Source organism: Streptococcus sp. 27098_8_103, assembly GCF_041432345.1.
Taxonomy (GTDB): domain Bacteria; phylum Bacillota; class Bacilli; order Lactobacillales; family Streptococcaceae; genus Streptococcus; species Streptococcus mitis_BV.
The window spans coordinates 1-26,509 of sequence record NZ_JAPVZK010000026.1 but is presented as its reverse complement, the minus strand read 5'-3'; the positions used below and the strand labels follow the sequence as shown (position 1 = coordinate 26,509).

25 protein-coding genes and 1 tRNA gene are annotated in these 26,509 nt (G+C 41.4%); 3 read left to right on the top strand and 23 right to left on the bottom strand.

From position 1 onward, the window contains the following. Positions 1-4: 4 nt before the first annotated feature. From O3599_RS07975 to guaA, 10 genes are all read right to left on the bottom strand, one after another. Positions 5-424, bottom strand: coding sequence for a F0F1 ATP synthase subunit epsilon (locus tag O3599_RS07975; protein WP_004256585.1), 420 nt, complete (start codon positions 422-424; stop codon positions 5-7). A gap of 10 nt (positions 425-434) precedes the next feature. Beyond that, positions 435-1,841 carry a F0F1 ATP synthase subunit beta gene (gene atpD, locus O3599_RS07970; protein ID WP_000094357.1) on the bottom strand — a complete coding sequence of 469 codons (1,407 nt, stop codon included), beginning with the start codon at positions 1,839-1,841 and terminating at the stop codon, positions 435-437. Between the two features lie 85 nt (positions 1,842-1,926). Further along, positions 1,927-2,805 (bottom strand): F0F1 ATP synthase subunit gamma, encoded by an 879-nt coding sequence (locus O3599_RS07965; protein WP_000301224.1) that lies wholly within the window; start codon positions 2,803-2,805, stop codon positions 1,927-1,929. A 15-nt stretch (positions 2,806-2,820) separates the two neighbouring features. Beyond that, a complete protein-coding gene (atpA, locus tag O3599_RS07960; RefSeq protein ID WP_042900828.1) occupies positions 2,821-4,326 on the bottom strand; it encodes a F0F1 ATP synthase subunit alpha in 1,506 nt (501 codons plus the stop codon). 14 nt (positions 4,327-4,340) lie between these two features. Beyond that, positions 4,341-4,877, bottom strand: coding sequence for a F0F1 ATP synthase subunit delta (locus O3599_RS07955; RefSeq protein WP_120770298.1), 537 nt, complete (start codon positions 4,875-4,877; stop codon positions 4,341-4,343). Continuing rightward, complete coding sequence (gene atpF, locus O3599_RS07950; protein WP_020902744.1) at positions 4,877-5,371, bottom strand: F0F1 ATP synthase subunit B; 495 nt, start codon at positions 5,369-5,371, stop codon at positions 4,877-4,879. The genes O3599_RS07955 and atpF overlap by 1 nt, the downstream gene beginning before the upstream one ends. 13 nt (positions 5,372-5,384) lie before the next feature. Then, positions 5,385-6,095 carry a F0F1 ATP synthase subunit A gene (gene atpB, locus O3599_RS07945; RefSeq protein WP_000392870.1) on the bottom strand — a complete coding sequence of 237 codons (711 nt, stop codon included), beginning with the start codon at positions 6,093-6,095 and terminating at the stop codon, positions 5,385-5,387. Between the two features lie 33 nt (positions 6,096-6,128). Next, positions 6,129-6,329 carry a F0F1 ATP synthase subunit C gene (locus O3599_RS07940; RefSeq protein ID WP_001054560.1) on the bottom strand — a complete coding sequence of 67 codons (201 nt, stop codon included), beginning with the start codon at positions 6,327-6,329 and terminating at the stop codon, positions 6,129-6,131. A gap of 314 nt (positions 6,330-6,643) precedes the next feature. Then, complete coding sequence (locus O3599_RS07935) at positions 6,644-7,930, bottom strand: U32 family peptidase (protein WP_000169065.1); 1,287 nt, start codon at positions 7,928-7,930, stop codon at positions 6,644-6,646. Positions 7,931-8,169: 239 nt separating this feature from the next. Beyond that, on the bottom strand, positions 8,170-9,732 hold the full coding sequence (gene guaA / locus O3599_RS07930; protein ID WP_237446782.1) for a glutamine-hydrolyzing GMP synthase: 1,563 nt from the start codon (positions 9,730-9,732) through the stop codon (positions 8,170-8,172). Between the two features lie 141 nt (positions 9,733-9,873). Here guaA and O3599_RS07925 point away from each other — a divergent pair, with 141 nt between their 5' ends. Beyond that, on the top strand, positions 9,874-10,572 hold the full coding sequence (locus O3599_RS07925) for a GntR family transcriptional regulator (RefSeq protein ID WP_261018006.1): 699 nt from the start codon (positions 9,874-9,876) through the stop codon (positions 10,570-10,572). A gap of 45 nt (positions 10,573-10,617) precedes the next feature. Here the strand turns inward: O3599_RS07925 and O3599_RS07920 are convergent, their stop codons facing one another. The 9 genes from O3599_RS07920 to O3599_RS07880 all read right to left on the bottom strand — a co-directional run bounded on the left by O3599_RS07920 (position 10,618) and on the right by O3599_RS07880 (position 19,634). After that, positions 10,618-11,514 carry a DMT family transporter gene (locus tag O3599_RS07920; RefSeq protein ID WP_261018005.1) on the bottom strand — a complete coding sequence of 299 codons (897 nt, stop codon included), beginning with the start codon at positions 11,512-11,514 and terminating at the stop codon, positions 10,618-10,620. A gap of 8 nt (positions 11,515-11,522) precedes the next feature. After that, the gene (locus O3599_RS07915; protein WP_261018004.1) at positions 11,523-12,458 is read right to left on the bottom strand and encodes a beta-lactamase family protein; all 936 of its coding nucleotides are present in this window, start codon (positions 12,456-12,458) and stop codon (positions 11,523-11,525) included. Then, positions 12,455-13,180: a CppA family protein gene (locus tag O3599_RS07910; RefSeq protein ID WP_261018003.1), complete on the bottom strand. Its 726-nt coding sequence runs from the start codon at positions 13,178-13,180 to the stop codon at positions 12,455-12,457. The genes O3599_RS07915 and O3599_RS07910 overlap by 4 nt, the downstream gene beginning before the upstream one ends. A 123-nt stretch (positions 13,181-13,303) precedes the next feature. Continuing rightward, positions 13,304-14,209, bottom strand: coding sequence for an aquaglyceroporin Gla (gla, locus tag O3599_RS07905; protein ID WP_049551099.1), 906 nt, complete (start codon positions 14,207-14,209; stop codon positions 13,304-13,306). Between the two features lie 159 nt (positions 14,210-14,368). After that, positions 14,369-15,535 carry an acetyl-CoA carboxylase biotin carboxylase subunit family protein gene (locus O3599_RS07900; protein WP_371512495.1) on the bottom strand — a complete coding sequence of 389 codons (1,167 nt, stop codon included), beginning with the start codon at positions 15,533-15,535 and terminating at the stop codon, positions 14,369-14,371. 12 nt (positions 15,536-15,547) lie between these two features. Further along, on the bottom strand, positions 15,548-16,288 hold the full coding sequence (locus tag O3599_RS07895; RefSeq protein ID WP_000546817.1) for an esterase family protein: 741 nt from the start codon (positions 16,286-16,288) through the stop codon (positions 15,548-15,550). A gap of 20 nt (positions 16,289-16,308) precedes the next feature. Beyond that, on the bottom strand, positions 16,309-17,133 hold the full coding sequence (locus tag O3599_RS07890; protein ID WP_371512492.1) for an alpha/beta hydrolase: 825 nt from the start codon (positions 17,131-17,133) through the stop codon (positions 16,309-16,311). A 135-nt stretch (positions 17,134-17,268) separates the two neighbouring features. Further along, complete coding sequence (gene thiI, locus O3599_RS07885; RefSeq protein ID WP_001200070.1) at positions 17,269-18,483, bottom strand: tRNA uracil 4-sulfurtransferase ThiI; 1,215 nt, start codon at positions 18,481-18,483, stop codon at positions 17,269-17,271. Between the two features lie 8 nt (positions 18,484-18,491). Beyond that, complete coding sequence (locus O3599_RS07880) at positions 18,492-19,634, bottom strand: cysteine desulfurase family protein (RefSeq protein ID WP_000638919.1); 1,143 nt, start codon at positions 19,632-19,634, stop codon at positions 18,492-18,494. A 138-nt stretch (positions 19,635-19,772) separates the two neighbouring features. Between O3599_RS07880 and O3599_RS07875 the strand changes: the two genes are divergently transcribed. After that, a complete protein-coding gene (locus tag O3599_RS07875) occupies positions 19,773-20,204 on the top strand; it encodes a DUF6556 family protein (protein ID WP_033685211.1) in 432 nt (143 codons plus the stop codon). A 44-nt stretch (positions 20,205-20,248) separates the two neighbouring features. On the opposite strand, the gene O3599_RS07870 is transcribed toward O3599_RS07875, so the two are convergent. From O3599_RS07870 to O3599_RS07855, 4 genes are all read right to left on the bottom strand, one after another. After that, positions 20,249-22,552, bottom strand: a complete 2,304-nt coding sequence (locus O3599_RS07870) for a DNA translocase FtsK (protein WP_371512489.1) — start codon at positions 22,550-22,552, stop codon at positions 20,249-20,251. A gap of 88 nt (positions 22,553-22,640) precedes the next feature. Then, on the bottom strand, positions 22,641-24,593 hold the full coding sequence (locus O3599_RS07865; RefSeq protein ID WP_247939157.1) for a fructose-specific PTS transporter subunit EIIC: 1,953 nt from the start codon (positions 24,591-24,593) through the stop codon (positions 22,641-22,643). Further along, positions 24,535-25,500: a 1-phosphofructokinase gene (gene pfkB / locus O3599_RS07860; protein WP_247939156.1), complete on the bottom strand. Its 966-nt coding sequence runs from the start codon at positions 25,498-25,500 to the stop codon at positions 24,535-24,537. Before pfkB ends, O3599_RS07865 begins: the two co-directional genes overlap by 59 nt. Next, the gene (locus tag O3599_RS07855; RefSeq protein WP_049499468.1) at positions 25,497-26,237 is read right to left on the bottom strand and encodes a DeoR/GlpR family DNA-binding transcription regulator; all 741 of its coding nucleotides are present in this window, start codon (positions 26,235-26,237) and stop codon (positions 25,497-25,499) included. Before O3599_RS07855 ends, pfkB begins: the two co-directional genes overlap by 4 nt. Positions 26,238-26,398: 161 nt before the next feature. Between O3599_RS07855 and O3599_RS07850 the strand changes: the two genes are divergently transcribed. Further along, a tRNA-Ser gene (locus O3599_RS07850) sits at positions 26,399-26,486 on the top strand. The last annotated feature ends 23 nt before the right edge of the window (positions 26,487-26,509 follow it).

Genomic DNA, 26,509 nt, shown 5'->3' with positions numbered 1-26,509 from the left:
TTTCTTATAGTCTATTTCCGACATTAATACGGTTAATGGCACGTTGCAAAGCAATCTTAGCACGACGTTCTTGGTCAATCAAGTGTTTGTCTTGTGCTTCTTCAATTTCACGCTCTGCTCGAAGTTTGGCACGTTCTGCACGACTAACGTCGATATCACGAGCACGTTCTGCAGAGTCAGCAACAATTGTGACAACGCCATTGGCAACTTCGATAACACCTCCGTTTACTGCAATCCAGTTCACGTGATTTTCATCATCTACACGTTTAACCTTAACCTCATCAACTGCTAAAACTGCAATCATATTTTCATGTCGTGGCAAGATTCCCATCTCACCATCCAGAGTTCGAACTGATACAAAGCTGGCATGGTGATCATAGACGAGACCATCTGGTGTCACGATCTGGACAGTTAACTGAGCCATAGATCACCTCTTAAAATCCCATTTTTTCAGCTTTTGCAATCACATCTTCGATAGAACCTACACCACGGAAGGCATCTTCTGGCAAGTGGTCGTGTTTACCATCAAGGATTTCCTTAAAGCCACGAACAGTTTCAGCAACTGGAACATAAGAACCTGGTTGACCAGTGAATTGTTCCGCAACGTTGAAGTTTTGTGACAAGAAGAACTGGATACGACGAGCACGAGCAACCAAGGTCTTTTCTTCATCAGAAAGCTCATCCATACCAAGGATAGCAATGATATCTTGCAATTCATGGTAACGTTGAAGAACACGTTTTACTTCAGCAGCAACTGCATAGTGCTCTTCTCCAACAATTTCAGGTGCCAAGGCACGTGAGCTTGAAGCAAGTGGGTCAACGGCTGGGTAGATACCCAATTGTACCAACTTACGTTCCAAGTTAGTTGTTGAGTCCAAGTGAGCGAAGGCTGTTGCTGGCGCTGGGTCAGTATAGTCATCCGCTGGCACATAGATAGCCTGGATAGAGGTTACAGAACCCTTTTTAGTTGATGTAATACGCTCTTGCAATTGACCCATTTCCGTAGCAAGTGTTGGTTGGTAACCAACGGCTGATGGCATACGACCCAAAAGGGCAGATACTTCTGAACCAGCCTGAGTGAAACGGAAGATATTATCGATAAAGAGAAGCACGTCTTGGCCTTCTACATCACGGAAGTATTCAGCAATTGTCAAACCAGTAAGGGCAACACGCATACGTGCTCCTGGTGGCTCATTCATCTGACCAAATACCATGGCTGTTTTCTCGATAACGCCTGATTCTTTCATTTCCCAGTAAAGGTCATTCCCCTCACGAGTACGTTCCCCAACACCGGTAAATACTGAAATACCACCGTGTTCTTGGGCAATGTTGTGAATCAATTCTTGAATTAAGACGGTTTTACCAACTCCGGCACCACCGAAAAGTCCAACCTTACCACCTTTAAGGTAAGGGGCAAGAAGGTCGATAACCTTAATCCCTGTTTCAAGGATTTCAGAAGAGGTAGACAACTCATCAAAAGTTGGAGCTTTTTTATGAATTGGCTGACGCTCTGCATCTTCTGTAAAAGGAGCTTCCAAGTCAATGGTATCTCCCAAAACATTGAAGACACGTCCCAAAGTTTCTTTACCTACTGGTACAGAGATTGGACGACCTGTGTCCAATACTTCCATTCCACGAGTCAAACCATCTGTTGATTCCATGGCGATAGTACGGACCATACCATCTCCCAACTCCAAGGCTACTTCAAGGACGATTTTTGTTTTTCTTTCGTCATTTTTGTAGACGACAAGTGCATTGTTAATCTCAGGAAGTTTTTCCCCTGCTGCAAACAAGACGTCTACAACGGGACCGATAACCTGAGCAATTTTACCTGAACTCATCTCCTTCTCCTATTCTATATAAGATACTGTCGGTTCCTAGCTTAACTAGGTCCTAAGTTCATTTTCATACGAGCTGGACTAGTGCCTATTCTAAGGCACTAGCTCCTGCTACGATTTCTGTAATTTCTTGTGTAATCGCCGCCTGTCTGGCACGGTTATACTGAATTGTCAAATCATTAATGACTTTCTTAGCATTATCTGTCGCTGTTTGCATGGCTGTCATACCCGCAGCATTTTCAGCTGTCTTAGCATCGATAATAGCCCCGTAAATCATACTTTCTGCAAACTGAGGCAACAACTGCTCCAAAATTTCTTCTCGGCTAGTTTCCAATTCAAAGGTCAAGCTGTAACTGTCATCCGCTTCATTTGGATCCAAGTCAACAATTGGAAGCATTTGTTCCACACGCATTTGACTGGTTAGCGTATTGACATGGTGGTTATAGCAGACATAGAGTTCATCAAAAAGTTCATTTTGGTACATTTCAACAGTTTTTGAAATAATCTTACGGACTTCATCAAAGCTAGGTTGGTCTGCCAAGCCACGTAATTCATAAAGTGGTTGAATACCACGAGCCTTAAAGAAATCAGCTCCCATTCCACCAATACAGATCATTTCAAAACCTTTACCGTCTGGATGGTATTCTTCTTTCAGCTCCATAACGGCTTTCAGAATAGAGGAATTATAACCTCCAACCAAACCGCGGTCTGAAGTAATGACGATATAGCCTGTCTTCTTAACTGGACGGCTAATCAACATCGGATTGGTTGAACTACCAGCTCCATTACCATGAAGGATATCTGTCAACAGTTTACGCACTTTCTGAGCGTAAACTTGAAAGTTACGAGCTGCTTCTTCAGAGCGACCTAGCTTAGCAGCTGAGACCATTTGCATGGCATTAGTGATTTGACTCGTATTTTTTGTTGAGGCGATTTTTGTTTTAATATCATTTAGAGATACTGCCATCTGACACCTCTATTCTTATTGGAAGCTGGTTTGATTGAGAAACTCTGTAATCGCAGCATCCAAGACTGCTTCTTCTGGCAAGTCTTTTGTATCACGAATGGTTTCCAAAATCTCTGGATGTTGAGCGTCAAAGAAAGCATGGAACTCTTCCTCGAAACGAACAATTTCATCTACTGGAACAGTATCCAAGAAACCATGTGTCAAAGCATAGAGAATGGTTACTTGTTTCTCAACAGGTAATGGTTTGTGAACAGGTTGTTTCAAGACCTCAACGGTACGACGTCCACGGTTCAACTTAGCCTGTGTTGCCGCATCCAAATCAGAACCAAACTTAGTGAAGGCTTCCAACTCACGGTATGAAGCAAGGTCGATACGAAGTGTACCAGCAACCTTCTTCATGGCTTTGATTTGTGCAGAACCACCTACACGAGATACAGATGAGCCCGCGTCAATGGCTGGACGAATACCCGCATTGAAGAGACCATCACCAAGGAAGATTTGTCCATCAGTGATTGAAATCACGTTGGTTGCGATATAGGCAGAGATATCTCCTGCTTGTGTCTCGATAAACGGTAGGGCTGTAATAGATCCACCACCAAGTTCATCAGAAACTTTAGCTGAGCGCTCAAGCAAACGGCTGTGAAGGTAGAAAACATCCCCTGGGAATGCTTCACGACCTGGAGGACGACGAAGCAAGAGAGACAGTTCACGATAAGCTACTGCTTGTTTTGAAAGATCATCATAAACGATCAAAACATGCTTACCTTGGTACATAAATTCTTCTGCCATGGCAACCCCAGCATAAGGAGCTAGGAAAAGCAATGGAGATGGTTGTGAAGCAGAGGCTGTCACAACGATTGTGTAGTCCAAGGCACCGTACTGACGTAGTGTTTCTACTTGCGTACGAACTGTTGATTCTTTTTGTCCAATCGCAACATAGATACAGATCATATCTTGACCTTTTTGGTTCAAGATTGTATCAATCGCAATGGTTGTTTTCCCTGTCTGGCGGTCACCGATAATCAACTCACGTTGACCACGACCAATCGGTACAAGGGCGTCAATAGCTTTCAAACCAGTTTGCAATGGTTCTGATACAGACTTACGTTGCATAACACCAGGAGCTGGCGCTTCTACTGGACGAGTTTTGTCAGTGTGGATTTCTCCAAGACCGTCAACTGGACGACCAAGTGGGTCCACAACACGACCAATCAGACTTTCACCTACTGGGACTTCCATGATTTTCCCTGTACGGCGGATTGTATCGCCTTCACGGATATCTGTAAAGTCACCTAGGATGATAATACCAACATCTGTTGACTCCAAGTTTTGAGCCATACCATAAGAGCCGTTTTCAAAAATCAACAACTCTCCACTCATGGCATTTTCAAGTCCGTGAGCACGCGCGATACCGTCCCCGATATAGGTTACAACACCTGTTTCAGTCACATCAAAATTGGGTTTGAAATTTTCAATTTGTTGCTTAATTAAAGCGCTGATTTCTTGTGCGTTAATTGCCAAAAGAACACCACTTTCTATTTCAAATTTTCTTTAACAACTTTAAGTTGTTGTTTAATACTCACATCAATTGTCTTGTGATTGGCAAAAATGACAAAACCACCAATAAGACTTTCATCGATTTGTTCTTTTACACTCCTTACTTTAAGAGACATTTTTTTCTCAATCAAAGGGAGCAAGCGACTCTTCTGTTCATCAGTTAAAGGATGAGCTGACGTAATCGTCACTTCAAATCGATTTGTTTCTTTTTCAAGTCGGTTCAAGCAATCTACAAGAATATCATAAAAAAGATTTGCTCTGTGATTGTAGATAAGAACCTGGATAAAGTTTTGCAATAAAGATGACACTGAATCTTGGAAGAACGCAATCGTTTTTTCCTTGTCAGACTCGTCTACTGCCACTTTTTTTAAAAAAGAAGGTAAACCAGTTTCTTCAGCAACTTGCTTGATTTGAGCTAAGTCTGAAAAGATACGGTCTTCTTCTCCTTTTTCTAAAACCAATTGGACAAAAGGCATGCTGTATTTTTCAATTACCTTTACTGTTTTCTTGTCCATTAAGCTTCTCCTAACTGATCGATATACTGATCAATAAGTTCTTTATGGGCATGACCGTCAAGGTTTTGTGAGATGATTTTACCAGCCAAGCTGATTGTCAAATCTGCTACCTCACCCTTAACGCTTTGTAAAGCTTCAGCTTTATTTTGAGCAATTTCTTGGTTCGCTTTTTCTTTCAAGCGTCCTGCTTCTAGCTTAGCATCTGCTAAAATACTAGCTTTACTTTTCTCAGCTGTTTCTTTCGCATTCTCGATGATTGTCTTAGCTTCTTTACGGCTACCAGCCAATTCATCTTCGCGTTTTTGAGCCAATACTTCTGCTTTTTGACGTGCTTGTTCAGCTCCGTCAATATCTGCTGCAATTTTTTCTGCTCTTTGTTCGAAAATGCTAGCCAAATTTGACCAAGCATATTTCTTAACCAAGACTAGCAAGAGAATAAAGGAACCAGCGATTAGTATAAAATCACCAAGTAATTCACCTACTGTTACATTCATAAACTACTCCTTTCTATTCTTCATCATTAATTTTATTTCCTAGGTACATTGAAGATAACAATGTAAATACATATGCTTGTACACAAGAAATAAAAACAGAAAATGCAGTCCAGATTAGATTTGTTCCAAAAGCAATAGGATACCAATAGAAGGCCTGATGAGAAAGTAGGACTAACATACTTGCCATCACTTCCCCTGCAAAGATATTACCAAAGACCCGCAATGCAAGTGAAAGGAGATTGGTAACTTCTTCCAAGAGATTCATTGGTGTCATAAAACCTGGTGTTACAAATGCTTTTAAATACTTTTTGATTCCACGACGACGAATTCCTTCTACGTGAGTCATTAAGATAATTGTAAAAGACAAGACCAAGTCAAATGACAAATTTGCTGTTGGTGAGGTCCAAAGATTTACACCATCTGTAGTCTGAATTCTAGCCATTAAGCCAATATTATTTGCAATGGCCATAAATAGGAATAAACAGAAATAAAAGAGAGAATAATCCTTTATCATTGGACCAAGGTTTGATTTTGTAAATCCAACAACAAAATCAAATAAATACTCTAATACATTTTGTTTTCCTGTGGGTCTCAAAGTCATATTTCGAGTTGCCCAATAAATAAAGCCAAAAATAAGTGCTACAGTCAACAAAGTCAAAACTACTATGGTTAAATTAAAGGTAACAGGACCAATATTGATGGTTGGATTAATACTTTCTTCCATCTAAAATCCTCCCTTTTTCAATTTATACTTCTTTTATTTGATGATAAATGAAAAGACAAGAGTAACGAAGAAAGTACCTTCAATAAAGGCAACCCCTAGGATCATCAAACTACGTAGTTCTGAGATGATATCTGGTTGGCGAGCAACTGATTTCAACAAACCGTTCATCAACATACCTTCACCAAGAGATACACCCATACAGGCAAGACATAGACCGAAAAATGTTAAATTCATGACGAATTCTCCTTTTAATTAAAATTTACTTACTTAGTTTAGTCCTAAAAATTGGATTTGTCAACTTTTTACTAACATTGAAAGCGTTTAATGAAAATTATTTACAATTTTACTATTTTTAAGTCTATTATATAGAAAATTTTGGAAAAAACTTGTAATAAATCCGTCTATTATCTAGGTCTTTCTGAAAAATAATGAAAAAATCCGAGATGAAATCTCGGATGGAAATTAATATATTTTTTTAACCTAATGTTCTTTTAGTAAATAGGATTAAAGGGAAAGCAACTAGAAAGCTTTCGTCCCCTACATATTTATTAAGCACGAACTGTGACGCTGGTTCCATCTTCCTTATAAAGATTGATGAGACCTTCTTTGAGAGCTCGAACCATATCTCCAGCTTGAACAGGTTGTGGAACCTTGATAGTCAATAGTTCCATTGGATTTGGAGCGCGATCGATCTTATTTCCTTTAGCATCATGCAAATCTTCGATATAAGTCTCAAAATGACGGAAACCTGGGCCATAAAACTCAACTTGGTCCCCTTCGTTAATGACGTTCCGTTGGCGAATGGTTGCTGTTTGTGTCGCATCATCGTAAGAAACCACTTCAGCGACAAACTTATACTCAGGAATTTTACGACGAGCACCAAACAACTGCTCATTTTCAGATGGTGTACCATAGTAGAAACCTGTTGCTAATTCACGTTGGGCAACCTTCCACATTTCATCAATCAAGTCCTGCTTGATAGCTTCAAACTTCTCTGGACTTTCTAGATAAGCATCAACAGCTGCCTTGTAGCAGTTTGTTACTGTTGATACGTAGTGAATAGACTTCATACGTCCTTCAATCTTGAGACTGTCCACACCGTTTTCAATCATATCTGGGATATGGTCAATCATGGACATATCAACGGCTGACATTGAAAATTCTTCAGGAATTTCACCTTTAAGACTCTTACGTTCCTTCCCAAATGGCATATCGTAAAGGTCGTACTTCCAACGACAAGACTGAGAGCAACCACCACGGTTAGCATCACGCATACTCATGTGGTTTGAAAGAGTACAACGACCAGAGTAAGAAATACACATGGCTCCATGAACAAAGGCTTCAATCTCAACATCTGTACGTTTGCGAATTTCTGCCAATTCTTCCATTGAAACCTCACGCGCCAAAACGACACGAGTTAAACCTAGTTCTTTCCAGAACTCAAGTGTTTCATAGTTAGTCGCACTTGCTTGAGTAGAAAGGTGGATTTCAAGACCAGGCGCTTCAGTCGCTGCAATCATAATCAAGGCTGGGTCAGATACGATAACTGCTGCAATTCCGATATCACGTAGTTTACGGAACCACTCACCAGCACCAGCTTCATTTCCTTCGTGCATAACCATATTAGCAGCTACATAAACCTTAGCTCCATACTTAGCCGCAAACTGCACGCCTTCTTCCATCTGTTCGAAAGTAAAGTTTCCGGCACGGCTACGAAGGCCATATGCCTGACCACCGATAAAGACAGCATCTGCTCCATACTGAACAGCTACCTTTAGCTTCTCTAAAGTCCCTGCAGGTGATAAAACCTCAGGACGTTTTAATGTTTTTGTCATGTTTTCTCCTATTTGCAATATAAAAGTTTGACGTTTTTCCTTCTCATTTTATAGTAAATAAGTGATAAAATCAAGCCTAGACAGATTGTTTTGACAATTCTAATCTTTTAAACTTTGTATAGTAATTGTTAAACTATCGAATATAAACCAATTAACAAGTAGCCAAAAAGTCTAGAAAAGTAAAAACCAGTATCCAATGATACTGGCTCGTAAAAATATATAAATTAGTCCTTAGATGACTATTCCCACTCAACTGTTGCAGGTGGTTTACTTGTAATATCGTAGACGATACGGTTAACATGATCCACTTCGTTTACGATACGTACTGAGATTTTTTGAAGGACATCCCAAGGAATTTTAGCAAAGTCAGCAGTCATACCATCGATAGAGGTGATAGCACGGATTGCGATTGTATAGTCGTACGTACGACCGTCACCCATAACCCCAACTGAACGAACACCTGTATTAACTGTAAAGTATTGCCAGATATCGCGGTCAAGACCAGCTTTGGCAATTTCTTCACGAAGGATAGCGTCTGATTCACGGACAGTTTCTAGCTTCTCTTCAGTGATTTCACCCATGACACGGATAGCAAGACCTGGTCCTGGGAATGGTTGGCGCCATACGATATGGTCTGGCATACCAAGTTCTGTACCAAGAGCACGAACTTCGTCCTTGTAAAGAGTGTTAAGTGGTTCAATCAATTCAAACTGCATGTCTTCTGGAAGACCGCCAACATTGTGGTGTGACTTGATAGTTTGAGCTGTATCCGTACCAGACTCGATAACATCTGTATATAAAGTACCTTGAGCAAGGAATTTCACATCTTTGAGCTTGCTTGCTTCGTCATCAAATACATACACAAACTCGTTACCGATGATTTTACGTTTTTGTTCAGGGTCAGAAACGCCAGCAAGTTTGTCAAGGAAGCGTTTAGCAGCGTCTGCTTTGACGATATTCAAACCAAACTTACCACCGAGCATGTCCATAACTTGATCAGCTTCACCTTTACGAAGAAGACCGTGGTCTACGAAGATACAGATCAATTGATCGCCGATCGCTTTTTGGAGAAGAACCCCAACGACAGATGAGTCAACTCCACCTGATAAACCAAGAAGGACACGTTTATCACCGACGGTTTCACGAATTTTTTGGATCTGCATATCGATGAAGTTATCCATTGACCAGTCGCCTTTAGCCTTACAGATGTTAAGGGCAAAGTTACGAAGGATGTCATTACCGTATACAGAATGACGAACTTCTGGGTGGAATTGGATACCGTAAATGTGTTTATCTGGGTTTTCAATGGCTGCATAAGGGCAGTCAGCTGATGTACCTGTACGAACAAAGTCAGCAGGAATCTCAGTAACTGCATCACCATGGCTCATCAATACAGTTTGTTCATCAGGTGTTGATTCAAAAAGAGCCGATGGTGTGTGTGTAAGAGTTGATTGACCGTATTCACGATTTCCAGCATCACCTGCAGGAACAACTTTTCCTCCAAGTTTATGGGTCAATAACTGCATACCATAACAGATTCCCAAAATAGGAATTCCAAGTTCGAAGATTTCTGGGTCAATATCAAATGAACCATCTTCGTATACAGAGTTTGGTCCGCCTGAAAGGATAATTCCTACAGGATTGATTTCACGAACTTCAGCAGCTGAAATTTTATGGCTTTTTAGTTCTGAAAAAACACCAATCTCACGGATACGGCGTGAAATCAGCTGGTTGTATTGGCTACCATAGTCCAATACGATGATTTTTTCGACATCTTTCAAATCAGTTGAAATATTGCTCATCTTTTTCCTTTCTCAAAAGAAATATCTTTTTTCAATATTCTATCACAAATAAGGGCGAATTACCAACTAAACAAGGCGAAGTTTGACTTTTTCTAGTTTATTGGGGTACAATAGAGAAAAGATAGAAATGAAGTGAAAAATATGCTACCCGCTTATATGAAAATCCATGATCAGATTAAAAAGGATATTGACGAAAATCGTTGGGCCATTGGTGAGAGACTTCCCAGTGAAAGAGATTTAGCAGAGCAGTTTGAGGTCAGCCGCATGACCCTCCGCCAAGCAATTTCCCTCTTGGTCGAAGAAGGTGTTCTGGAGCGCAGAGTTGGAAGTGGCACCTTTGTGTCTAGTACTCGAGTACAAGAAAAGATGCGAGGGACAACCAGTTTTACTGAAATTGTTAAGTCCCAAGGTAAAGTTCCCTCTAGCCAACTCATTTCCTACAGAAAAACCATTCCCAATGAGCAGGAAGTTGCCAAGCTAGGAATTTCTCCTACCGAAAATATTATCCGAATGGAGCGGGTTCGCTATGCCGACCAAGTTCCTCTAGTTTATGAAGTTGCTTCTATTCCTGAAAAATTCATTAAGGACTTTAAAAAAGAAGAAATCACTAGTCATTTCTTCCAAACCTTGCAAAAACACGGCTACCGTATAGGCAAATCACAGCAGACCATCTATGCTCGTCTTGCTAAAGAAAAGATTGCTCACTATTTGGAAGTTGAAAAAGGACATGCTATTCTTGGTCTGACTCAGGTTTCTTACCTAGAAGATGGTACTGCTTTTGAATACGTAAAAAGTCAATATGTAGGCGAACGCTTTGAATTTTATCTTGAAAATAATTAGATTACTATGCAAAAACTCTCTGTCACGGACGACAAAGAGTCTTTTTTATTTTTCTAAAAGTAGATCTTTCAAAGAAATCAAAGTTACAGCAACTAAAATCATTGCCATACCAAGAAAATCAATGGGATAAAATTGTTCATTCATAATTAGGAAGGCAAAGAAAACCGCCGAGATTGGTTCAATTGAAGCCAACAAACTTGACTTAACCGGTCCAATCAGACTGGCTCCTTTTAGAAAGGCTGTATAGGCAAAGACAGTCCCGATAAGGATAATGCCCGCAAATGCAAGGAGAAAATCAAGACTAGTCGGTATATTGGCCTGTAGAACCCCTGTAAAAGGAAGGGCGACCAAACCAGCTATGACCATTCCCACACCAATGACCAAACTGCTACCCCACTTCTTAATCAAAGTTATGGGCAAAATGATATACAGGGCGTAAGTCAGAGCAGAAAAGAGACCCCAGAACAGACCTGCAGGTGTCATAGATAACTGGTCCAACTGCCCATGTGTTGCGATCAGGAAGGTTCCTCCGATGGCTAATATGATAGAAACAATCTCTCCCAGTGTCGGCGCCACCTTATCCTTGATACAGCTATAAATTAAAATCCCAACAGGACAAACATACTGAAGCACCGTCGCGGTTCCTGCATTGGTCTCCTGAATAGCAGTTAGATAGGCAAATTGATTGAGGAAGAGACCAATTAGAGCAAAAATGAGAAGAGACAGCAAACTCTTTCTATCCTTTAAAAAGGCCAGCATTTTATCCTTTGCAGTAGCATAAGCCAAGACCATGAGAATCCCACCAGCGATTAAAAGACGCAAGTTGGTCAAAACCAGAGCCGAAATTCCGTGTGCCATCAGGTATTGGCCACTCGTTCCTGACAAGCCCCAAGCAATCCCAGCCACAACTGTTAATAGAGTCCCTTTTAAACTATTTGACATGTCTCTCCTTACTCTTCTTTGCGAATCAAGTCCATCACTTGATTACGGTCTACAATCCATTGAGCCCTCTCATCCTTTTCATAGGTACGATTCGATAGAAAAATGACCGCTTCTTGATTCTGACGATTCCACATGATAAAGGTACCTGTATAGCCCGTATGGTCTAGCCAATCTCCTTCCAAATTCCATGCCAAAGAACGTTCCTTGTCATCCAAAGGAGAAAAATTTTGACTCAAATCTCTTGCAAAATCATCTGCTAAATAGTGTTCTAAAAAGATTTGTAAATCCTTTAAAGTCGAAAACAAACCAGCACTACCTGCATGTCTTCCCAGGAGACGAGCCTTGGGATCATGTACCACGCCAGCCTCTACACCTCTGACTGTTGGAACAGCAAGCTCAACAGGGCCAAACTTGGTTTCCTCCATTCCCCAAAGATTCCAGACTTGTTCTTGTAAAATCACATCCAAGTCTTGATTAAAGGTTCTTTCCAAAATAAAACCTAACAGCAAAAAATGGACATCCGAATAAAGAAAGGCTGGCTGACTTCGTCTCTTAAGATGAAACATCGCTTCCTTTAATTCAGGTGCTGTTAAAAGATCACGATTGGGAATAAAAGGATCAAGATCTGTTGCGTGAGTCAAGAGCTGGCGAATAGTGATGTCTGGATAATCACTCTCAGCTAAAAAATCTGTTACCGGTCTGTCAATATCTAATTGACCTTTTTCCCACAAGAAGGTAAAAACGGTACCAACCCCAACAACCTTGCTGACACTAGCTAGATCATAAACTAGTCCTGCCTCAGTCTGCAAGCCATGTTCTGGGTCACTCTGGCCTAAATAGAACTCCGTCCATTGATGGTCCTTAAAATACGCAAAAGAGGCTCCAGGATAAATCCCTGCCTCGATTTGTTCTTCTATTTTTTTAATAATCTTGGTCCACTTCATACTTTTTCAAACCACAATTCAACATTATTTCTATCTTTACCAAGGAAGAATTTTTCAGACTTAGGAATAAAATATTCTGTAGACTCAAACTTCTGGCGAAGACTTGCTATATCTAGTTCATTGACCAAGAACTTGAGCATAGATAAGTCCCAAGTAGCCGTATTGTCCACAGTCAAATCTTGACCCTGAGCTGGGATAAAATCAAGTGACACCCCAATTTCAGATACTTCCAAGAAACTTTCGATATCAGTTGGAAAATGTAATTCCATAGAAATCTCAAATTTACTTAAAGAAATTGACTCCAGATCTGTTTGAAATTCAGGGTTTTCTTCTACTTCTACTAGACTTTCTCTATCATCTTCCGAATGAATCAAAACCAAATCATCTTCTGGAGAGTAAATTTCAAAAGCATAGCCATTCTGCCCCTTATATAATTGATGAATCGAATCTGTTTTAGATAAGAGTCCTTCAATTTCTAAGGGATTTTCCACTTTGACAATCAATCTAGCTAGTTTTTTTCGTCCCTCTACCTTACGAGTGCGCATACTTGGAGCTTCTTCTAAAACCAGCTTTTCTAGACCTGTTTGATCACCTAGTGACAGAAAGGCTGATTCTTCTAACAAGGCCTTCATGCCAAGGGTTTCAATATAAAATGTTTCATTTAATTTTCTATTATTAACTTTTAAAGTAGGAATAATCCGTACAATCTGATTTACATTCATAAATTCCTCCAACTCTTTTATTTTAAAGGATTTTAGAATTTTTTACAAGATATTATGCTCAAATTTACCGATTTTTCGTAAAATTTCATCTAAAAAACCGAGGATTCCCTCGGTCTCAATTTCTTATAGGTAAAGGAATTTGAAGATAGCTACTGCCGCAATTGCTGCTGCGATAGGTGCTACTACTGGTACCCAAGAATACCACCATTTTGAATCACCTTTGTGCTCACCAAGAACTGATTTTGGAAGGAAAGCATGAAGGAGACGTGGTCCCAAGTCACGGGCTGGGTTCAAGGCAGGTCCTGTAGGTCCACCAAGTGATGTTACCAAGGCCATAACAAGGAATCCAAGTGCCAAGTGAGCAATTCCAAGACCAGATGTCATAAATGGTGCTACTTGTTCTTTAGCTTGGTCAAGTGCTGCTGTTACTTGCTCTTGAGGAATGGTTTGACCTTGAGTAGTTGCTTGAGCAACTTGAGCATTAATAGCCGCTTGTGCTTTTGATACTAATTCAGCACCAAAGAAGTTTTTAGTCATACCAAGAGCTGCAAAGAAAAGAACAAATGAACCAACAAACTCGTTTACAAAACCGTTAACAGTTGCTGCGAAACGTGCTTCTTTTGTACCATTATCCAAACTTGAAATGGTTGAGAAAGTACCCAAGATATTGTTTGGATTTTCAGTTTTCAAGTAATATGGGCGGTGTGTTGCCACAACCAAAGCTTGACCAAAGATAGCACCCAAAACTTGTGCAAGGATATAAGGCGCTACTTGTGCCCAAGGGAAGAGACCGCTGATCGCAAGTCCAAGAGTGAAGGCTGGGTTGATGTGGTTACCTGATACGTTACCAAACATCAAGGCTGGAATCATAACCCCCATACCATAACCAACAGCGATAACGATCCAGCCACTTTGGTGACCTTTCGTACCTTTAAGTTCAACGTTGGCAACTGCACCATTTCCAAGAATGATCAAAATAGCAGTAGCCAAAAATTCAGTGGCATATTTAATTGCCCATGTGAAATCCATTTGATAGATTCTCCTTAAAATTTTTTAGACAATCCTTATTCTATCAATTTTTATATCTTTTAGCAACAGGTTTTCTAAAAGAATACATGAGAAAGCGGTTTTATTTCTCTTATTAAAACAAAAGGATTAAGGAGGTGCATTTCCTTAATCCGAGAGTTCTTATTCTTGACGTTGTCCGAAATCAGCAATCATCTGCTCCATTTCTTGTCGACTCGAAGTCGTCAGCATATAAAGGTAATCCCCTTGAAGTTCCGCGAAGGCTGCAGGCATGATTTTTTTAACCTTGAACTGGTGAGTATATTTGGCAAGCAAGTCCTCCTCAGAATAAACATAGTGAGTATTTGCACGACGGGATGTAGCTAAACAATATTGAGGTTCAAAGTCTGACGCTGGGAACTCTTCTCCTGCTACAATAGCTGCATAGCCACGATAGAGGTCCAAGGAATGGGCAAAGTTATAAACATCAATGGTAAAACCACCTGCAGGACGGTTATTGTACTCAATGGCAATGTAGTCGTCCCCTTCACGGAAGAACTCAATATGGAAGAACCGTTCTCTCATACCAAATTCCTTGACAATGGCCTCACCATATTTACGTAATTTGGGATCCATATCCTTAAGAACATAGTAGGAATTGTCCATCTTGTAAATCATGAGATCAAGCGGTGTATAGGCGTAGTCAAAAGTCGTTGAGAAGACAATCTTACCATCCTTGTCTACGAGCCCGTCAAAGGTACAGATTTCACTAGAAGTAACAAATTTTTCAAAGAAATAAACGGTCGAATGGTCCCATTCTTGCTTAAAGTGATTGATATCATCTTCTGTCTCAAGCTTAAAGGTCGCGGCTGCTCCCACTCCATTGTCAGGTTTGGCAATCATTGGAAGGCCGATTTCATTCACAGCTTGATCCACATCTGCTTCCGTCTTGATAACAGCTCCAGGTACCACGGGGACACCTGCTTTTTTGAACAATTTCTTCATTTCAGACTTAAATTTAGTCTTTTTGAGGTCTTCTGGTTTGGCACCAAAGACATTAAATTGTTCTCTGAGTGTTGCATCCAGCTCAAGCCAGTATTCATTATGGGACTCGATGCGATCGATAGGACCATGCTTGTAGAAAAGAAAGGCTACAGCACGTTTGACTTCGTCTATGTTCTCAAGATTGTCCACACGGAAATACTCAGTCAGGCTAATGCGTAAGGGCTCATCCAATTGCTCGTAAGGTTCTTGGCCAATTCCCAAGACTGTGATGCCTTTATTAGCTAGTTCAATAGTAAACTGTTGAAAGTTTTGCGGATAGTAGGGAGAAATAACAAGGTAATTCATAGGTAACTCCTTTTATAAATAGAGATTGCCAAGGAAATAAGGCATTTGTTTGCGCCACCATTCCCAGTCGTGGGCGACATCGTGTCCCCATTCAGCAAACCAGGCTGGAATTTGTTTCTGATCAAATGCTTCTTTGAGCTTGTAAAAGGATGGTAAACCGTCTTGTTCCCAGGCACCAAGACCCGTACACAGCACAATCTCTGCCTGACGATAACGGTCAATAAACCAGCCGTCGTTCTGGTTCCAGATATAATCTACTGGCGAGTTTTGGTAAATAGCATCGTCATTGTAGTAATCGCCGACAAAGAAACGTGCGTCGTAAACACCACTGAGAGCAATCACCTTGGTAAAGACATCTGGATGTTGGAGGAAAAAGTTGACTGCATGGTAGGCGCCCATGGAGCAACCTGTCGTCATCATACCATCAAACCAACCTGTCTTGTGCTTGATAAAAGGAATAGCCTCCTCAATCACATAACGCTCGTAGGCACGGTGCATCTCTGCTTGGTCATGACCATTTTTCCAAGTGGCCAACCAGCTCTCACTATCTACACTGGATAGGGTAAAGAACTGAACACGGCCTTCCTCGATAAAAGAAGCACAAGCATCAATCATGCCAAAATCATAGTATTCATTGTGACTACCACCTGATGAAGCAAAGACCACAACTGGAATCCCTGCATGTCCATAACGATTAAGGTACATTTCACGGTTAAGATTGCCACTCCAGTGGCTAAGGTTTTCAATATGCATTGGCTTTCTCCTTTTCTAACTTACCATTTCTCTGCAAAAAATCTCAGACAGTCTGGTAAATTCTCCGACCAAGGGATTTCACTATGGATGGCACCAGATTGAACTTTCAAGACAAGATTATCTAAGTGTACCCCACCTGCTATCAAATCATGGTAATACCGAAGAGACGAATCGATATAGGCTTGTTTGATATTACCAGCCATCAGGGTCTTGTCCGTATCATCTGCTTCTTCAGTTCCAACATAGATAAAGATACGCTGGTCAGGCGATAGTTTCTTGCGTTCAATATAGCGATTAAAGGCTTCTTGATGGAGCCAGTTGGCAGATGAAAAGACGCCCAAGCAACCAATTTGGTCTTGGTATTCCAAACCGATAAACTGGGTAATATTGCCTCCTAGTGAAGACCCAATCATAGCCGTATGCTGGCAGTCAGCTTTAGTACGGTAGGTCTCATCGATAAATGGCTTGACCACCTCCATAACAAACTCGGCATACTCCACGCCCTTACCGCCAAATTGCTGTCCTGGGATAGGAGATTCTTGGAACTTCCAAGCCGCATACTCATTCATCCGCCCCATACCATCATTGTCAATGGCGACGACAATCATGCGACTGATATCAGGATTACGCTTAATAGCTGGGATAATCTTCCATGAATGGCCAATGAAGGACTCTTTACTATAAAAAACATTTTGCCCGTCATGAAAGTAAACAACAGGATAGGAACGATCCGTGTCTTTCTCATAATCTTTAGGAAGCAGAACACGTACACGGCGTTCCTTACCTGTATAAGGAACCTTGAGTTTGTGTTCTTTCATTTTTAAATAAAAGTAGGATTGATTCATTGTCAGAAAACTCTCTATATTCAAAATTTTATCTCATTATATCATAAAAATAGAAAAAAAGTCAGTTTTGCTTCCATTTTTGGATTAAAAACTAACTTTTTCATTTAACTTTCTAAATTCTTTTGGATTTTCTGATTAGAGAAGATTGTCAATCAAGTCATCGACTTCATCTTTTTCAGCCTGCGGTGTAATCTCAGTAATCATGATTCCAGCCACTGCTCGCTCTACTAATCCTTCAACATCCATACGAGCTTCATACTGCTCCGCATTCTTAATCTTAGGATTTGTTTTCGGACGATCTGGCGCAAAAATCGTACAGCAGTCTTCAAACGGTTGGATTGAAATGTCAAAGGTATCGATTTCCTGGGCGATGTCAATGATTTCCAACTTATCCATTGTCACAACTGGACGGATGATGGGAGTGTTGGTAACTGCATTGATAGCCTGCATGCTCTCCAAGGTTTGGCTGGCTACTTGACCTAGGCTTTCCCCATTGATGATAACTAAACCATTTCGTACCTCACGAATACGGTCGGTAATCCGCATCATAAAGCGACGAGTTAGAGTCATCAAATAAGCTTCCGGCGCCTTGACCTTAATTTCCTCTTGAATCTCTGTGAAAGGAACTTCGATAAACTGGATATTTCCCCCAAACTTGGTCAATTTACGGGTCAAGTCTTGGGCTTTTTTAAGAGCACCAGGACTGGTGTAAGGTGGGCTGGCAAAGTGAACTGCCTCAATATCTACCCCACGTTTAAGAGCAAGATAACCTGCTACAGGTGAGTCGATCCCTCCTGACAACATGAGCATCCCTTTACCTGAAGTTCCAACTGGCAAACCACCAGCCCCACGAATGGTTTCATAAGAAAGGTAGGCTGCCTCTTCTCGAATCTCCACTTGGAGATTGATATCAGGACTTTTCATTTGAGCTTGTACGTTTGGAATTGCTTCGAAAACAGCTCCTCCAAGCGTTTGGTTGAGTTCACGACTGTCAAGTTCAAAGTTGTGGTCGCTACGCTTGCTAGAGATTTTAAAGGTCATGCCTTCCTTGTAGATGTCCTCCATAATCTCTTGGACAGAAGACTTCAAAACTTCTACAGATTTTTCAACCTTATAAACAGGGGAAAAGTTTTGAATTCCAAAAACTTGTTTGAGCGATTCTGCTACTGCTGTGTAATCTGCTCCATTGAGGTAAGCATGGGCACGGTCGCGATCTGCCGTTACCTTAACTTGGGGATAGATAGACAAAACGTCTGAAATATTATTACGAAGTTTATTGATGAAACGCATACGGTTTTTACCCTTGGTTGACAGCTCACCGTATCGAATCATAATTTCTGAATATTGCATGAATGCTCCTATCTTACTTTTCTAGTTTGATTGTAAATCAATTTTAACTTGGTCAAAAACTGCTCGACCTGACTCATATCATTTTCAAGGTCTAGGCTAAGACGCACAGCTGACTGGGCCTTATCTTTATCCACTCCCATGGCAATCAGGGTTCCGGCTGGTTTCCCTGCCTTGGACGAACAAGCAGAGGTCGTTGAGATGAAAATATCATAGTCTTCAAAGGCGTGAACAATGACCTCACCACGAACACCCTTAATTCCAAAAGTTAGGATATGAGGGGCAAAGTCTTCCTCATCTGAAAAGACAAAAATATCTGGATAGTCCAGAAGTGCTTGACGAATCACTGCCTTCATCTGCCCAGTCTTGCTAGTAAAGATATCTAGCTTTTCCATAGACAAACGGAGAGCCTTGGCTGTAGCTGCAATCCCTGCCACATTTTCAGTTGTCGAACGGTAATCACGTTCCTGACCACCACCTGTCAACAGAGGTGTAATTTTCTTACCAGACTTGATATAGACAAAACCAACACCTCGAACTCCGTGGAACTTGTGACTAGAGAAAGTCGCAAAATCCACTCGTTCTGTCAGATATTTTTCAGTCGGAATCTTAGCAAGTGCCTGAACCGCATCAACATGGAAGGAAATAGTCGGCTTGTCTGCTAACAGTTCTGAAATAGCTTGAATAGGTTGAGTCGAGCCAATTTCATTGTTTACTGCCATGATGGAAACGAGGGTCGTATCAGGTCTTATCAAACCTGCTAACGCCTCAACATCCACAAATCCTTTGTTATCAACTGGAGCAAAATCTACTTCAAATCCTTGACTTTTCAACCAGAGGGCTGACTCTTTGACTGCCGGATGTTCAATGGCTGATACAATGATGTGTTTTCCAAACTGAGCCTTTTCAAAGGTCACACCCTTGATGACCCAGTTATCTCCTTCTGTCCCACCAGAAGTAAAGAAGATTTCATCGCTTTTCTTACCGATTAAATCTGCAATCTGTTGGCGAGAAGCATCTAAGATTCGTGTTGCCTGGTCTCCCAAACGATGGAGACTAGATGGATTTCCTAAAATTTTTGAAGCGACCTGCATATAAGTTTCAAGGGCTTCAGGATAGGGCTTGGTCGTCGCCGAATTATCAAAGTAAATCATGTTTTCTCACGCTTTCTAAAATCACTCCTTCTATTGTATCATGAAACGGAGCCTGCGACAAGAAAGGGCAATTTCTCTTTTTTTAAGATTTTTTTAAAGAAATGCGGTATAATAAATTTTAATTAAAGGAGAGAATGTATGTCTAATTATCGTAGAACTTCAAAACCAAAAACAGAACACATCAAAAAAGGCTTTACAGTCTTTCAAAAAACCGTCGCCACTATCGGTAGTATTCTTGGCTTAATTACCGCAAGTATCACTATCATGAACGCCTTGGATAATAACAAAAATACTAAAAAAGAACCTACGACAAGCCAGACGACAACAATTGTCAAAGAAATTCAAAAGGAATCCCCTCAGGAAAATACTAGTCCCAATAAGGAAAACAACACTTCTCAAGAAAAAACACAGCAAGAGGAAACACCAAAATCTAGCGTCAAGGAAGAGAAAAAAGAAGAGCAGAAAGCAGCAACTCAGGATTCTTCTACTCCTACTCCAAGTAAACCTGCCACTGATAATGAAAAACAGTCCAATAATACTCCAACTTCGGAAAATAAAACTAATCAATAATCACTAAAATAGCCTCCTTCCAAGCTTGGAAAGAAGCTATTTTTTTATTGTTGTAAAACTTTTCTTGGTTTGGTACCTTCAGCTGGACCAATGACACCTGCTATCTCAAGCTCTTCCATGAGACGGGTCGCACGGTTAAATCCAACTGACAATCGACGCTGAATCATAGATGCGCTGGCTTTCTGGGTTTCGATCACCAAAGCCTTGGCTTCTTCAAAGAGCGGATCACCACCAGATTCACCATCTGAAAATTCTCCTTCATTTTCAGAAACCTCACCTGGATCAAAACTCTCATCGTAGTCCGCATCTGCCTGAGCCTTGATAAAGTTTACGATGCTTTCAACATCATCATCCGAGATAAAGGATCCTTGGAGACGAACTGGATGATTTTCATCGATTGGTTTAAAGAGCATATCTCCACGTCCAAGAAGTTTCTCAGCTCCATTTTCATCCAAGATGGTGCGCGAGTCTGTACCTGATGATACCGCAAAAGCCACTCGAGATGGGACATTGGCCTTGATCAGACCAGAAATGACATCAACGGATGGACGCTGAGTTGCAAGAATCATGTGGATACCTGCAGCACGCGCCTTCTGTCCGAGACGAATGATAGCATCTTCCACTTCCTTGCTGGCTACCATCATAAGGTCAGCCAACTCATCCACAATTACAACAATGAGTGGTAGCGGAACCTGCTTGTACTCAGACTGAGCATTAAACTCTTCTACCTTGGCATTAAAACCTGCAATATTCCGAACTCCCACCTTGGCAAAGAGTTCATAACGATTTTCCATTTCATCCACGACCTTTTGCAAAGCCTTGCTGGCCTTACGTGGATTGGTCACGACTGGAATCAAGAGGTGGGGAATATCATTGTAAACAGACAACTCAACCATCTTGGGATCGACCATCATAAATTTAACTTGGTCAGGTCTCGCCTTCATGAGGATGCTAGCGATAATGCCGTTAACAGCTACTGACTTCCCTGAACCCGTTGAACCTGCAACTAGCAAGTGGGGCATCTTGGAAAGGTCAAAAGCTCTTGCGGTGCCATTAACCGCCTTTCCTAGAGGAACTTCCAAGAGATTTTCTGCTTTTGTTTGAGATTGTTCCCATAGTTCGCGGAAGGATACAGTCGCAATCTCAGAGTTGGGTACTTCGATTCCGACCAGGGATTTCCCTGGGATAGGTGCTTCGATTCGAACATCCTTGGCTGCCAAGGCTAGAGCAAGGTCGTCTGCGAGATTGGAAATGCGGTTGACCCGTACACCCACTGCTGGCTTGACTTCATACTTGGTTACTGAAGGTCCAATTTCAGCCCGTTCAACCGTTACCTTGATACCAAAGCTAGCAAAGGTTTCTTCTAGGATTTTGATGTTTTCACGAACGATTTTCTTCTCTTTAGACTGGTCTTTTGGTTTATCTGGGGCAAAGAGTTGTAAGCTTGGAAGTTTGTATTCGAGGGCTTCCTTTGCTGAAAAATCGACCTGAACATCTTCAACATCAGAGCCATCTTCCTTTTCAGGGAATTCAAGTTCAGCTTGAGGCAGGATGATTTCTGGTTCCACCCACTCTTCTTCTGGAATAGGTGGAACGTCAAGCACAACATCTTCTGTCAGAATTTCACCCGTTTCCATATCAACAGGAGGCATATCGAGTAAGGCTTTTTCAGCCTCTTCTTTTTCTAATCTAGCCTCTTCCTCAGCCTTTTGGCGAGCTTTTTCTTCTTGTTTGACAAAACGTTCCTCTTTTCGACGCTCATGCCCTTCCCGCCATTTGGCAAAGCCTTTACTGCAAAATTCAGCAATATCGTAAACAGACCAAGGACTGACTAGGAGGGCACCCACTAAAATCAAGATAGAACCAATAAAGTAAGTACCGATATTTGAGAAGAGAAAGGCTGTTGGCACATAGAGTCCAACCCCAATCAAGCCACCTCCAGCAAAACTGGTCGTTCGAAAACCAGTCAAATCAGTCACAACCTGAGCCATGGTTCCTTTTAGAACGGACTTGCCCAAACCATATTTCCAAACTAAGTAGGCCTCAAAAATCAGGAGCAAGCCAGCAAATATGGTGAAAAATCCTGATAAGAGTCCTTCCTGTTTTCGAATCCACTTGAAAAAGAAGAGGTAGAGCAGGATACCAAATATTGCCAGATAAGCTAGGCTACCCACCAACAAGCGAATTAAATTGTAAAGGCTTATACCTGCAGCCCCTAATTTGAAGGCTGCGAAAATCAATAAAATCGCTATTCCTAGCGAAATCAACATCCGTTGAATCGCTTCTTTTCTTTCGAGTTCTGCTTTAGACGGTCTCCGTCTTGTTTTACTTGTATTCTTGTTTGCCATTCTTCTATTATACCATATTTCACAGGTATTTCGGAAAGAGAAAAAGACTGCACCAAACGGTCCAATCTTTTTATTTTCTATCTAATTTTTATGCTTGAGATTTGCGTAGGTAACCATAGACCACACCGCTCACGATTGCTCCTACCAAGACAGCAACGAGGTAAAGAAGAGCATTAGAAGTAAGGGCGATAACGAAAATTCCTCCGTGTGGCGCCATGAGTTTGATACCAGTAAGACCAACGAGGCCACCTGCTACTGCTGAACCAAGGATGAAGCTTGGAATCGCACGAGCTGGGTCAGCGGCACCAAATGGAATCGCTCCCTCAGTGATAAATGACAAGCCCATGATGATGTTTGTCAAACCAGAGTTGCGTTCTTCTTTGGTAAATTTATCTTTGAAAAGAAGAGTTGCGACAAAGATTGCAAGTGGTGGCACCATTCCTCCAGCCATAACTGCTGCCATAGCCACAGAACCACCTGAAGAAACAGTCGCTGCAAGCGTACCTGTACCAAAGACATAGGCAGCTTTATTGACTGGTCCACCCATGTCAACAGCCATCATACCACCAAGAATGATACCAAGAAGGACAGCCGAACCTCCTCCAAGACCGCCTAGGAAGTTATTCATAGCAGTGTTGATTGCTGCCATTGGGATGTTAACAGCTAGCATGGCAAATCCAGTCAAGATTGTTCCAAGAAGTGGCAAGAGAAGGATTGATTTAGCACCTTCAAGCGAACGAGGAACTTTAACGTATTTCTTGATAGCAAGAACCAAGGCACCTGCGATAAATCCACCCACAAGGGCACCTAGGAAACCAGATGAGACACCTGCAAGAGTTGAAGTTGCTTCACCACCTGCTGCATAAGGGATCTTACCAAAGGCAAACCCTTCTTTGGCAATAGCACCAGCCACGAAACCTGCTACCAAACCTGGTTTTTCAGCGATAGAGTAGGCAACATAACCTGCAAAAACTGGAAGCATCAAACCAAAGGCTGCACCACCAATTTTCATGAACATAGAGGCTAACTCATGGTAAGAACCAAGATTGCCAAGATTTTCATTTGGAACACCCAAAGCACCGTCAATCAAGAAGGCAAGGGCAATCATGATACCACCACCGATAACGAATGGCAACATTTGAGATACACCACTCATCAAGTGTTTGTAGAAGGCACCACCAAGGCTTTGTTTTTCGTTGCTTGCTGTTGCAGCTTTTGCACCATTAGCGGCACGGTAGACTTCCGCTTCTCCTGAAAGAGCCAAGTTAATCAACTCTTCTGTTTTACGGATCCCGTCAGCAACTGGACGATTGATCAATGGTTTGCCATCGAAACGATCCATTTCAACTGCCTTGTCTGCTGCGATGATAACAGCTTTAGCTTTACGGATATCTTCTGCTGTCAATTGGTTACCAACACCGCTAGCACCGTTGGTTTCGACCTTAATTCCAACACCCATTTCAGAAGCCACTTTTTGAAGAGCTTCTTGGGCCATGTAAGTGTGGGCAATACCTGTCGTACAAGCTGTAACAGCCACGATAAAGTCACCAGAGTCATTAGCAGGTGCTTGAACAGGCTCTTCAGTTTTTTCGGAAGCTTTGTCAAAAAGTTCAATGACTTGGTCAGCTGATGTTACTTGACGAAGTTTGTCAGCAAAACCGTCTTTCATCAAGTATTGAGACAATTCTGCCAAGGCTGCCAAGTGAGTGTCATTGGCACCTTCTGGAGCCGCAATCATGAAGAAGAGGTCAGTTGCTTGTCCATCCAAGCTCTCATAATCAACACCCTTATTTGACTTGGCAAAGAGAACTGTCGCTTCTTTTACAGCAGCGTTTTTGCTGTGAGGCATAGCGATTCCGTCACCCAAACCTGTAGAAGTCAGAGCTTCACGCGCCAAAATTCCTTCTTTAAAGGTTTCAAAATCTGTCACATAACCATGTTCTGTTAGGCTTTTAATCATTTCTTCAATGACAGCTGTTTTTTCAGTCGCCTGCAAATCCAGCAACATGACATCTTTTCTCAATAGGTCTTGAATTTTCATCTTTTTCTACCTCAACTTTTTCATATGTTTCTTTAATAAATTCTGCTGTTGCCAAGTCATCTGAGAAGGTGGTTGCCGTTCCACAAGCTACTCCCCATTTGAAGGCTTCTACTGCGTCTTTTGATTTGACAAATTCACCTGTAAATCCAGCGACCATAGAATCACCAGCCCCAACTGAATTTTTGACTGTCCCTTTGATTGGTTTAGCAAAGTATGCTCCCTCAGATGTGACAAGAAGGGCACCGTCGCCAGCCATAGAGATAATGACATTTTGAGCACCTTTAGCCAGTAACTCACGAGCATAGTTCTCGATTTGATCCAAACTTTCGAGTTTCACTCCAAAGATAGCTCCAAGCTCGTGATTATTTGGTTTGACCAAAAGTGGTTGATAGTCCAAACTATCAATCAAGGTCTGTCCTTCAAAGTCACAAACGACTTGCGCACCAGTCTGGCGTGTCAAGGCAATTAGATCCTTGTAGATGGCATTGCCTAGATTTTTAGTACTTGAACCTGCAAAGACAACTATATCTTCTGCTGTCAGACTAAATAAAATAGCTTTCAATTCTTCTAGCTGATCCGGCTCAACAGTTGGACCAGTCCCATTGATTTCTGTCTCTTGGTCTGCTTTGATTTTAACATTGATACGAGTATCTTCTGATACTTGGACAAAACGTGTCTCGATTTCTTCCTCTGCTAAAGTATCTGTGATAAATTTACCAGTAAAGCCTCCGATAAATCCCGTCGCTGTATTTGGTATATCCAAACGTTTCAAAACACGACTGACATTGATTCCTTTCCCTCCAGCAAACTTATCATCACTGTCCATACGATTGACACTACCGACTTGGACTTGGTCCAAACGAACGATATAATCAATAGATGGATTGAGTGTGACTGTATAAATCATACTTCTATTACCTCCGTTTTCTCCTTAATAGCCTGCAAGAGCTCATGCCCTTGACTTGTGATAACAATAGCTCGTTTGAGTGGTGCTACTTTGGCAAAGCAAGTTTGTCCAATTTTTGACGAATCCACCAAGACATAGGTCTGTTTGGCATTCTCTAAAATAGCACGCTTAACAGCTCCCTCCTCCATATCAGGAGTCGTATAATAGCCATCGTCCACACCATTCATTCCGATAAAGGCACGGTCAAAGTGCAATTGGTTAATCTGGTTAAGAGCAACGCCCCCTATGCTAGCATCTGTCGCCATCTTGACACTTCCTCCAACCATGACAGTTGGAATCTGCTTTTCAACCAACTGAGCAGCATGGTGAATCGAGTTGGTCACGACTGTAACATTCTTATTGCCCAATTCATGAATCAAAAAGGCAGTTGTTGTTCCAGCATCGATAAAGATGACATCTTGTTCCTTGATGAGAGAGGCTGCTTTCTGAGCCAGCAACTTCTTCTCTTGAAGGTTTTTGACAGATTTTTCTTGAATGGTTTCTTCTTCCTGCAAGGAATGGGGCAATTCTGCTCCACCATGTACGCGACGAAGCTTGTTTTCTGCTTCCAACTCATCCAAGTCTCTTCGAACCGTTGATTCTGACGTTTCTAGCAAACTAACTAATTTCTCTAGAGAAACTACATGATGTTGATTTAACTCCTCTAAAATCAGTTGTTTCCGCTCTGTTTTTAACACTGAATCACCTCCTGTTATCGTTTACACTATTCATTCTATCACACTTTCTTTCAAAGTCAAGCATTTTTTATCATTTTCTTTCATTTTCTGTCACTGACTCCTTAACTTTAAATAAATTTGCAAGAAAGAAGGCTTTATGGTAGACTAAGTTAGTAAACAATGGAAGATTACTCAAGAGGCTTAAGAGGCCGTGTTGGAAACGCGGTAGGCGTGTTAAAGCGTGCGTGGGTTCGAATCCCATGTCTTCCGTTTATTTTAAAAAAGATACCCAA

Coding starts and splice junctions, on each gene's coding strand:
- gla (WP_049551099.1), bottom strand. CDS start 14,209: ATGGATTTCACATGGGCAATTAAATATGCCACTGAATTTTTGGCTACT.
- O3599_RS07940 (WP_001054560.1), bottom strand. CDS start 6,329: ATGAATTTAACATTTTTCGGTCTATGTCTTGCCTGTATGGGTGTATCT.
- O3599_RS07965 (WP_000301224.1), bottom strand. CDS start 2,805: ATGGCAGTATCTCTAAATGATATTAAAACAAAAATCGCCTCAACAAAA.
- O3599_RS07875 (WP_033685211.1), top strand. CDS start 19,773: ATGTCTAATTATCGTAGAACTTCAAAACCAAAAACAGAACACATCAAA.
- O3599_RS07880 (WP_000638919.1), bottom strand. CDS start 19,634: ATGATTTACTTTGATAATTCGGCGACGACCAAGCCCTATCCTGAAGCC.
- O3599_RS07925 (WP_261018006.1), top strand. CDS start 9,874: ATGCTACCCGCTTATATGAAAATCCATGATCAGATTAAAAAGGATATT.
- thiI (WP_001200070.1), bottom strand. CDS start 18,483: ATGCAATATTCAGAAATTATGATTCGATACGGTGAGCTGTCAACCAAG.
- O3599_RS07935 (WP_000169065.1), bottom strand. CDS start 7,930: ATGACAAAAACATTAAAACGTCCTGAGGTTTTATCACCTGCAGGGACT.
- O3599_RS07920 (WP_261018005.1), bottom strand. CDS start 11,514: ATGTCAAATAGTTTAAAAGGGACTCTATTAACAGTTGTGGCTGGGATT.
- atpB (WP_000392870.1), bottom strand. CDS start 6,095: ATGGAAGAAAGTATTAATCCAACCATCAATATTGGTCCTGTTACCTTT.
- O3599_RS07865 (WP_247939157.1), bottom strand. CDS start 24,593: ATGAAAATTCAAGACCTATTGAGAAAAGATGTCATGTTGCTGGATTTG.
- pfkB (WP_247939156.1), bottom strand. CDS start 25,500: ATGATTTATACAGTCACACTCAATCCATCTATTGATTATATCGTTCGT.
- O3599_RS07895 (WP_000546817.1), bottom strand. CDS start 16,288: ATGCATATTGAAAACCTTAGCCACTGGAGTGGCAATCTTAACCGTGAA.
- guaA (WP_237446782.1), bottom strand. CDS start 9,732: ATGAGCAATATTTCAACTGATTTGAAAGATGTCGAAAAAATCATCGTA.
- O3599_RS07975 (WP_004256585.1), bottom strand. CDS start 424: ATGGCTCAGTTAACTGTCCAGATCGTGACACCAGATGGTCTCGTCTAT.
- O3599_RS07890 (WP_371512492.1), bottom strand. CDS start 17,133: ATGAATCAATCCTACTTTTATTTAAAAATGAAAGAACACAAACTCAAG.
- O3599_RS07910 (WP_261018003.1), bottom strand. CDS start 13,180: ATGAATGTAAATCAGATTGTACGGATTATTCCTACTTTAAAAGTTAAT.
- O3599_RS07900 (WP_371512495.1), bottom strand. CDS start 15,535: ATGAATTACCTTGTTATTTCTCCCTACTATCCGCAAAACTTTCAACAG.
- O3599_RS07955 (WP_120770298.1), bottom strand. CDS start 4,877: ATGGACAAGAAAACAGTAAAGGTAATTGAAAAATACAGCATGCCTTTT.
- atpF (WP_020902744.1), bottom strand. CDS start 5,371: ATGAATGTAACAGTAGGTGAATTACTTGGTGATTTTATACTAATCGCT.
- atpD (WP_000094357.1), bottom strand. CDS start 1,841: ATGAGTTCAGGTAAAATTGCTCAGGTTATCGGTCCCGTTGTAGACGTC.
- O3599_RS07915 (WP_261018004.1), bottom strand. CDS start 12,458: ATGAAGTGGACCAAGATTATTAAAAAAATAGAAGAACAAATCGAGGCA.
- O3599_RS07870 (WP_371512489.1), bottom strand. CDS start 22,552: ATGGCAAACAAGAATACAAGTAAAACAAGACGGAGACCGTCTAAAGCA.